This window comes from Pseudomonas sp., from assembly GCF_032058845.1.
Classification (GTDB): domain Bacteria; phylum Pseudomonadota; class Gammaproteobacteria; order Pseudomonadales; family Pseudomonadaceae; genus Aquipseudomonas.
Map to the genome: position 1 here is coordinate 1 of NZ_DAMCCR010000141.1, position 8,931 is coordinate 8,931.

Consider the following 8,931-nt stretch of genomic DNA (forward strand, 5'->3'; position numbering starts at 1 on the left):
TCGAGACCCACGACACCATCGAGGACATGCTGCGCTACGTGCACCTGTCGCCCGAAGAGCTGATGACCCACTACCGCGACAAGGTCGCCAGCGCCAAGATCACGGCGCGTGAACGTACGCAGTACCTGGATGCCTTGCGTTTGGGGCTGACTCGCTCGTCCTATCTGTCGTCCTGAAGAGACGAGCTCGTCCAGCTCACTGCAACCCTTTGTAGGAGCGGCTTTAGCCGCGATGGCCGGCGCAGCCGGCCCAAGGCTGCCACCTCAATTCATCTGTTATTGCGCGGTGTCTGAGGAAGGCCGGCCACGCCGGCCATCGCGGCTAAAGCCGCTCCCACACTGAGGAAGGCCTGCCACCGCCATCCATCTGCCCTCACGCCGCATTCACAGCCACCCCCCGCGCCTGTGCAACCGCCAGGCGATCCCACCCAGGGTCATCGCCCGCAGCGCCATGAACGCGAGAAACGCCAGCCATAGCCCATGGTTGCCCAGCCCGCGCAGTGCCAGGGCCAAGGGCAGGGCGATCAGCACCGAGAGCAGCATGGCATTGCGCATTTCCCGTGCGCGGGTGGCGCCGATGAACAAGCCGTCGAGCAGGTAGCTCCACACCGCCACCAACGGCAGCACGGCAAGGTAGGGCAGATAAGGCTCAGCGGCCTCGCGCACGCTGACGATGTCGGTCTGCAGTGCGATGAACAGGTGGCCGCCGGCCAGGAACAGTACGGCAAAGATCAGGCTGATCAGCAACGACCAACCGCCGGCCACCACCAGCGAGCGGCGCAGCACCTCGCGCTGGCGGGCACCGATGGCGTGACCGCACAACGCTTCCACCGCATGCGCCAGGCCGTCGAGGGCGTAGGCGACGAGCAGCAGGCCATTGAGCAACAGGGCATTGGCGGCCACGGTCGCCTCACCCAAGCGCGCACCTTGTACGGTCAGCAGCAGGAACACGCATTGCAGCGCCAGGCTACGCAGAAAGATGTCGCGGTTCACCGACAGCAGCGGTCGCCAGGCCGGCCAGCGGCGCAGCGCCGACCAGACGATACGCCCAGGGTACGCGCGCAGTGCGGGGCGGGTCAGGGCCAGGCCCAGCAAGGCACCGCTCCATTCGGCGATCACCGAGGCCCGCGCCGAGCCGACCACGCCCCAGTCCAGCCCGAGTACGAACCACAGGTTCAGCGCGATGTTCAGCAGGTTGGTGGTCAACAGAATCGCCAACGGCGCCCGGGCGTTTTGCGTGCCGAGGAACCAGCCCACCAGCGCATAGCTGGCCAGCGCCGCGGGCAGGCCGAACAGGCGGGTGTGGAAGAAGGCTTGCGTGCCTTGCTGCAAGGCGGCGCTGGGCTGCATGGCCTGCAACGCCAGTTGACTGAACGGCACCGCGACCAGTGCGACCAGCAGCGCCAGCCCCACTGCCAGCAGCAACCCTTGAACCAGCACCTGGCGCAGCGCATCGCCATCACCGCGCCCTGCCGCCTGCGCCGCAAACCCCGTAGCGCCCATGCGCAGGAAGCCCATCAGCCCCATCATGAAGGTGAACAGCATCGCACCGACGGCCACCGCGCCGAGCTGATGTGCGTGGGGCAGATGACCGATGACCGTGCTGTCGACCAATGCCACCAGCGGCACGCTCAGGTTGGACAGGATCATCGGCGCCGCCAGCGCCCAGACCTTGCGGTGGGTGGGGCGGTGGCGCCAGTCGGTGAGCAGTGAAGGCATGTGGCTCCAGAAAGTGGCCAGGCCGAGCTCCTGATGCGGCTATCAGTGACAAGGCTTAGGCTCTGTACGAAAAGTCTTGAGACGAAGGTCAGGCAAGGCGAAAACCGGCGAGGAACGGCCGGGGTCGCGCTCGACTGTACTGGAGTACATGAGCATTCCGAGCCGGTTTTCAACGCAGCATGAACGAGTATCAAGGCTTTTCGTACAGAGCCTGGGAGCGATCATTCGCTATCTGCGGTAGGAAAGGTGCTGGTAGACACAGTAATGATGAGGTCATCGGCGCCCGGGTTCGTTCTCCCGCTGGCCACCACTGCCGCTCACGTGTCTAGCTCAAGGTGCCGCACATCGGGCTTGCGCGCTTGCAGCGATGCACAGTCTACCCGCCTCTCAAGCGCGCTACATATTTTGTAAAGTATCGCTTGGGTACAGCAACCATTACCCACCACCACGGTCTCAGATCACGCATCCCTCCGAGTGAATCGCTTCCCGGTGGGCTATAGTTGCCGCCCTTACGACCACGCTGCCGAAGAGTCCGACCCTCATGTTCAACAAAGGATTGTTGCTGGCCTGTGCGCTGGCACTGCTCAGTGCCTGTGATTCCTCGACCTCGGAGGCGCCCAAGTCAGCGCCGGCCGACCAGCCTGCGGCCGCAGCCCCTGCCCAGGCCGCGCCCGCCAAGCGTGAAGACCCGGCGGTGCTGGCCAAGCGCTACGAGGGCCGCGAGCTGAACGTGCTGGATGTCTCGGAAGTGCAGGTCGACGGCGCCAGTGCGCTGTCGATCAGCTTCTCCGCGCCGCTGGACGCCGAGCAGGACTTCGCCAGCAAGGTGCACCTGGTCGATACGGTCAAGGGCAAGGTCGACGGCGCCTGGGAGCTGTCCACCAACCAGATGGAGCTGCGCCTGCGCCATCTCGACCCGCAGCGCAAGCTGGTGCTGACCGTCGACAAGGGCCTGCTCGCCGTCAACGGCAAGGCGCTTGCCGCCGACGCCGTGAGCCGCCTGGAAACCCGCGACATGCAGGCCACCGTCGGCTTCGCCAGCCGCGGCTCGCTGCTGCCTACGCGCCTGGCTGAAGGTCTGCCGGTGATCGCCCTGAACGTCGACAAGGTCGATGTCGAGTTCTTCCGGGTCAAGCCCGAGATGCTCTCGAACTTCCTGGTCAACTGGGGGCGCAACAGCAGCCTGTACTACTACCAGTCCAAGGACACCCTGGACATGGCCGAGCTGGTCTACAGCGGCCGTTTCGACCTCAACCCGGCGCGCAACACCCGCGAGACCGTGCTGTTGCCGATCGCCGGGATCAAGCCGCTGCAAGAGCCCGGGGTGTACCTGGCCGTGATGCGTGCGTCTGGCGTGTACGGCTACTCCCAGCCGGCCACGCTGTTCACCTTGAGTGACATTGGCCTGTCCGCGCACCGCTACCGTGATCGCATCGATGTGTTCAGTCAGGCCCTGGAAGGCGGCAAGGCGCTGAACGGCGTCAAGCTCGAACTGCGCGACGACAAGGGCAAGCTGCTCGCCCAGGCCAGTACCGACGGCGACGGCCACGCGCAGATGCCGATCAATGAAAAGGCCACCACCCTGATCGCCACCCAGGGCGTGAACACGACGCTGCTCAACCTGAACACCGCCGCCCTGGATCTGGCTGAATTCGACATCACCGGCCCGCAGGCCAACCCCCTGCAGTTCTTCGTCTTCGGCCCGCGCGACCTGTATCGCCCAGGCGAAACCGTGCTGCTCAACGGCTTGCTGCGCGACCAGGACGGTAAACCGGTCAAGGCCCAGCCGATCAACGTCGAAGTGCGTCGTCCGGATGAGCAGGTGAGCCGCAAGTTCGTCTGGGAAGCCGATGCCAACGGCCTGTTCCAGTATCAGCTGCAGCTGTCCAGCGAAGCCCCGACCGGCCGTTGGCAGTTGCTGTTCGATCTGGGCGGCGGTCGCAAGCAGGTCTTCGAGGTGCTGGTCGAGGACTTCCTCCCCGAGCGCCTGGCGCTGGAGCTCAAAGGCAGCCCCACACCGCTGACCCCTGATGAAACGGCGCACATCCAGGTCAATGGCCGTTACCTGTATGGCGCGCCCGCCGCGGGCAATCGCCTCAGCGGCCAGGCCTATGTACGCCCGCTGCGCGAAGCCGTGCCGGGCTTGCCGGGTTACCAGTTCGGCTCGGTCAGTGAAAGCGATCTGAGCCAGGACCTGGAACTCGATGAAGTCACCCTCGACCAGGCCGGCAAGGCCAGCCTGGACATCGAAAGCCGCTGGGCCGAGGCCCGTTCGCCACTGCAACTGACCGTGCAGGCCAGCCTGCAGGAGTCTGGTGGCCGGCCCATCACCCGGCGCCTGGAGCAGCCGATCTGGCCGGCCGAGCGCCTGCCCGGGCTGCGCGGGCTGTTCGACGGTGAAGAAACCGACAGCGATGCAGCCGTGGAATTCGAAGTGCTGGTCGCCGACCGCGAGGGCAAGAAGCTGGCGGTAGACGACCTCAAGGTGCGGCTGATTCGCGAGCGCCGCGACTATTACTGGAACTACGCCGACGACAACGGCTGGAGCTACAACTTCAACGAGAAACTCCTCACCGAAAGCGAAGAAACGGTCAGCATCAAGGCCGGCTCCACCGCCAAGCTCAGTTTCCAGGTGGAGTGGGGCCCATACCGCGTCGAGGTGGAAGATCCGCAGACCGGCATCGTTTCCAGCGAACGCTTCTGGGCCGGCTACCGTGCCCAGGACAACGCCGAAGGCGGCGCCGTGCGGCCCGATCAGGTCAAGCTGGCGCTGGACAAGCCGGCTTACGGCGACGGCAGCACCGCCAAGGTCACCGTCACCCCACCTGCCGCCGGTAGCGGTTACCTGATGATCGAGTCGGCCGACGGCCCGCTGTGGTGGCAGGCCATCGACGTGCCGGCCGACGGCAAGACCTTCGACATCCAGCTCGACCCGAAGTGGGCGCGCCACGACCTGTACGTCAGTGCCTTGGTGATCCGCCCCGGCGAGCGCAAGGTCAACGCCACCCCCAAGCGCGCCGTGGGCGTGCTGCACTTGCCGCTGCAGCGGGCCGAACGCAAGCTTGCGTTGACCCTGCAAGCGCCTGAGAAAATGCGCCCCAAGCAACCGTTGAGCGTCAAGCTCAAGGCGCTGAATGCCGATGGCAGCGTGCCAAAACAGGTGCATGTGCTGCTGTCGGCGGTTGACGTCGGCATTCTCAATATCACCGACTTCAAGACGCCCGACCCCTTCACCGGCATGTTTGGCCGCAGGGCCTACGGCGCTGACCAACTGGACATCTATGGGCAACTGATCGAAGCCGGGCAGGGCCGCCTGGCCAGCCTGGCCTTCGGTGGTGACGCCGCCATGGCCAAAGGCGGCAAGCGCCCGAACACCACGGTGACCATCGTCGCCCAGCAAAGCGTCCCGGTGACCCTGAACGACCAGGGCGAAGGCGTGGCCACGGTCGATATCCCGGACTTCAACGGTGAGCTGCGGCTGATGGCTCAGGCCTGGACCGACGATCATTTCGGGGTTGCCGAAGGCAAGACCGTGGTGGCTGCGCCGCTGATTGCCGAGCTGTCGGCGCCGCGCTTCCTCGCCGGCGGTGACCGCACGCGCCTGGCGCTGGACCTGGCCAACCTGTCGGGCCGCGCGCAGCAACTGACCGTGCAACTGCACACCGAGGGGCAGATCAGCCTCAATGGCCCAGCCGAGCAACAGGTCAGCCTGGCCGAGGGGCAGCGCAGCACCTTGCTCATCCCGGTCGAGGCCCAGGGCGGCCTGGGGCAGGGCAAGGTGCAGGTGCAGGTCAGCGGCCTGCAGTTGCCCAACGAGCCGACCACGGTGTACAGCCGCGACTGGACACTGGGCATCCGCCCGGCCTACCCGGCGATGCTCAAGCACTACCGCGTGGCCCTGAAGGACCAGCCGTGGAGCCTGCCTGACAACGACCTGGCGGCCTTCGAGCCGGCTGGTCTCGAGGCCAGCCTGGTGTTGTCGAGCCGTCCGCCGCTGAACCTGGCCGAGCAGATCCGTGCCCTCGAAGCCTACCCCTATGGCTGTCTGGAACAGACCACCAGCGGTCTCTACCCCTCGCTGTATGCCGATGCCGCAAGCCTCAAGCGCCTGGGCATCAAGGGTGAGCCGGACGATGTGCGCAAGCGCAAGATCGAGGTGGGCATCGAGCATTTGCTGAGCATGCAGCGCTTCAACGGCAGCTTTGCGCTGTGGAGTGCCGAGGGTGAAGAAGAGTACTGGCTGACGGCGTATGTCACCGACTTCCTCCAGCGCGCCCGCGAACAAGGCTTCGGCGTTCCGGCCGACGCCTTGAAGAAAGCCAACGAGCGGCTGTTGCGCTATGTGCAGGAACCCAACCTGATCGAAGTCGACTACAGCGACAACGCCGCCCACACCCGCTTCGCCGCACAGGCCTACGCTGCGCTGGTGCTGGCGCGTAACCAGCAGGCGCCGCTGGGCGCCTTGCGCAGCCTGTTCGAGCGTCGTACCGATGCCCGCTCGGGCCTGCCGCTGGTGCAACTGGCCGTGGCGCTGGACAAGATGGGTGACAAGCCGCGCGCCCAGCAGGCCTTGCAAACCGGTCTGGCGATCGGTCGCGCCAAGGGCTACATGGCCGACTATGGCAGTGCCCTGCGTGACCAGGCGCTGATCCTTGCCTTGCTGCAGGAGAACCAGCTGGCCGGCAATCAGGTCGATCAGCGGCTGTTTGCGCTGTCGGACGAGCTGGCTGCCAGCAACTGGCTGTCGACCCAGGAGCGCAACGCGCTGTTCCTCGCTGGCCGCGGCCTGATGAGCAAGCCGGAGTCCGCCTGGAAAGCGCGGCTGGACAGCGCCGGTGAGGTGCGTGAGTTCGACAACGGCGAGTCCGGCATGAAGCTGGAAGGGCCGCTGCTCAGATCCCCGCTGACCGTGCAGAACGAAAGCGGCGACACCGTCTACCAGCAACTGACGCTGTCTGGCTACCCGCGTCAGGCGCCAGCGCCCCAGAGCAACGGCATGGAGATTCGCCGCGAATACCTGGGCCTCAACGGCCAGGCGCTGAACCTCGGCAACCTGCGCAGTGGTGATCTGGTGCTGGTGCACCTGGCGCTCAAGTCCAAGGACCGCGTGCCGGATGCCCTGGTGGTCGACCTGTTGCCAGCGGGCCTTGAAATCGAAAACCAGAACCTGGCGCAAAGCTCGGCCAGCCTGGACAACGCCAGCAGCGCCGTGAAGCAATGGCGCGACTCGATGCAGAACGCCAACGTCGTGCACCAGGAGTTCCGCGACGACCGTTACGTCGCTTCCCTCAAGCTGGAAGGCTATGGCACCACGCACCTGCTGTACCTGGCTCGCGCGGTGACGCCTGGCAGCTACCGCATTCCGCCGCCGCAGATGGAATCGATGTACCGCCCTGACATCCAGGCGGTGGGTGAGAGCCTTGGGGAGATGTTGATCAAGGCGCGCTGATGGGCGAACGGGGCAGGGCTGTCGGCCTGCCCCGAGCAACTGCCGGAACGGCTGCAGGATGGCCGCAAACACGGGTCAGATGCCGAAGGCGCAGGAAGCTTGTAGGAGCGACTTCAGTCGCGATGGGCTGCGCAGCAGCCCCCATGACTGCGGTCGCGTTTTGCCTGACAGTACGCGGCGCTTGAATCAGGCCGGCTACGCCGGCCATCGCGGCTGAAGCCGCTCCTACAGAGAGTTAAGCCGGAAGAAATCACTCCTACTGAAGAACGCTATCTGTAGGAATGACCGGTCCGGCGCTCCGGTCAGTCGCGATGGGCTGCGCAGCAGCCCCAACCGCCGCAATCGCGTTTCATCAAGACGATACGCGTCGTGCGACGCTTGTCTCAGCTGACCAAGACGTCGCCCTGGGCGTCCCTGGGGATTCGTGCTGCATCAGCGACCCGCATGTAGCTCCATGCATCGAAGCGTCACCCCGCCGCCACCCTGCGAAGGCTACCGCCCGTCAATGCACCACCCAGCTCATCACCCACAGCCCAAGCAGCCCCCAGATGATGCCGAGTACGATCGATGCCCGCATGAACGCACGCACTGCCGAGTACAGCAGCATCAGGCCGACGATCAGTGCCAGAATGCTGATCAGCGAGGTGTCCATGCCCAGTGTGCGGGACAATCCGTCGATGAAATTGCCACCGGCATTGGCCAGCAGGTTGAACAGACCGCTCATGGCATCGACGACAATGCGGATCAGCGATCCCAGTGCCTGGCCCAGCCATTCGAAAAAGCCTTCTACATGCATGATGATTTCCTGATGAACGATTCGGTCTCTGCGCTTTGGCCATCATCCTGCCAGGTCGGTTCCCGATGGCAAGCGAGGCGCCGTTTGAAAACGCGCGCGATCACCCTCCGGCAACGTGCAAACGGCCTGGCCACTCTCGGTTCTGCAGGTGTCCATGAGCGTTTCTGAGCGCTTTGCCCAGCACCGTGAGTGGGTATCAAGGCGTTTCAGACAATGCCGGATGCGCCCACGCAGTCGCCTCGGTCGCCTGCTGCGTGCGGTCATGCTCGGCACTGCGCTGCTCATGGCGCTGCTGTGGCTCGCCGACCGCCTCTGGCCACTGCCGCTGCCGGGCGATGACCTGGCCCGCGTAGTGCTGGCCGAAGACGGCACCCCGCTGTGGCGCTTTGCCGATGCCGAGGGGGTGTGGCGCTATCCGGTCGGTGCCGATGAGGTATCGCCGCTGTACTTGCAGGCGTTGCTGACCTACGAGGACCGCTGGTTCTATCAGCACCCTGGGGTCAACCCGATGGCGCTGGCGCGGGCTGCCTGGCTCAACCTGCGCGGCGGGCGCGTGGTGTCTGGCGGCAGCACCTTGTCGATGCAGGTGGCGCGATTGCTCGACCCGCACGACCGCACCTTGCGCGGCAAGCTGCGCCAGCTGTGGCGCACGGCGCAACTGGAGTGGCACCTGTCGAAAGCGCAGATCCTGCAGATCTACCTCAACCGCGCGCCTTTCGGCGGCACCTTGCAGGGTGTGGCGGCCGCCAGCTGGGCGTATCTGGGCAAGTCGCCGCTGCACCTGACCCATGCCGAGGCCGCCTTGCTCGCGGTGCTGCCCCAGGCGCCGAGTCGCTTGCGCCCGGACCGTCATCCGCAACGTGCCCAGGCGGCGCGCGACAAAGTGCTGCAGCGCCTGGCCGACTACGCAGTGTGGCCTGCGGCAAGCCTGCGCGAGGCCCGCGAAGAACCGCTGTTGCTTGCCCCCC

General features: G+C 65.6%; 5 protein-coding genes. 3 read left to right on the top strand and 2 right to left on the bottom strand.

Annotated features, from left to right (window positions below):
- The coding region (locus tag RT028_RS18825; RefSeq protein WP_312936790.1) for a hypothetical protein at nucleotides 1-176 on the top strand (176 nt) is incomplete at its 5' end.
- A gap of 207 nt (nucleotides 177-383) precedes the next feature.
- Here RT028_RS18825 and RT028_RS18830 read toward each other — a convergent pair.
- Nucleotides 384-1,718, bottom strand: a complete 1,335-nt coding sequence (locus RT028_RS18830) for an MATE family efflux transporter (RefSeq protein ID WP_312936784.1) — start codon at nucleotides 1,716-1,718, stop codon at nucleotides 384-386.
- Between the two features lie 541 nt (nucleotides 1,719-2,259).
- Between RT028_RS18830 and RT028_RS18835 the strand changes: the two genes are divergently transcribed.
- The gene (locus RT028_RS18835; RefSeq protein WP_312936786.1) at nucleotides 2,260-7,167 is read left to right on the top strand and encodes an alpha-2-macroglobulin; all 4,908 of its coding nucleotides are present in this window, start codon (nucleotides 2,260-2,262) and stop codon (nucleotides 7,165-7,167) included.
- Nucleotides 7,168-7,669: 502 nt separating this feature from the next.
- On the opposite strand, the gene RT028_RS18840 is transcribed toward RT028_RS18835, so the two are convergent.
- The gene (locus RT028_RS18840; RefSeq protein WP_312936787.1) at nucleotides 7,670-7,963 is read right to left on the bottom strand and encodes a hypothetical protein; all 294 of its coding nucleotides are present in this window, start codon (nucleotides 7,961-7,963) and stop codon (nucleotides 7,670-7,672) included.
- Nucleotides 7,964-8,225: 262 nt separating this feature from the next.
- On the opposite strand from RT028_RS18840, the gene RT028_RS18845 reads away from it, so the two are divergent.
- On the top strand, nucleotides 8,226-8,931 hold a 706-nt coding region (locus tag RT028_RS18845), incomplete at its 3' end, for a transglycosylase domain-containing protein (RefSeq protein WP_409567308.1).

Coding starts and splice junctions, on each gene's coding strand:
- RT028_RS18830 (WP_312936784.1), bottom strand. CDS start 1,718: ATGCCTTCACTGCTCACCGACTGGCGCCACCGCCCCACCCACCGCAAG.
- RT028_RS18835 (WP_312936786.1), top strand. CDS start 2,260: ATGTTCAACAAAGGATTGTTGCTGGCCTGTGCGCTGGCACTGCTCAGT.
- RT028_RS18840 (WP_312936787.1), bottom strand. CDS start 7,963: ATGCATGTAGAAGGCTTTTTCGAATGGCTGGGCCAGGCACTGGGATCG.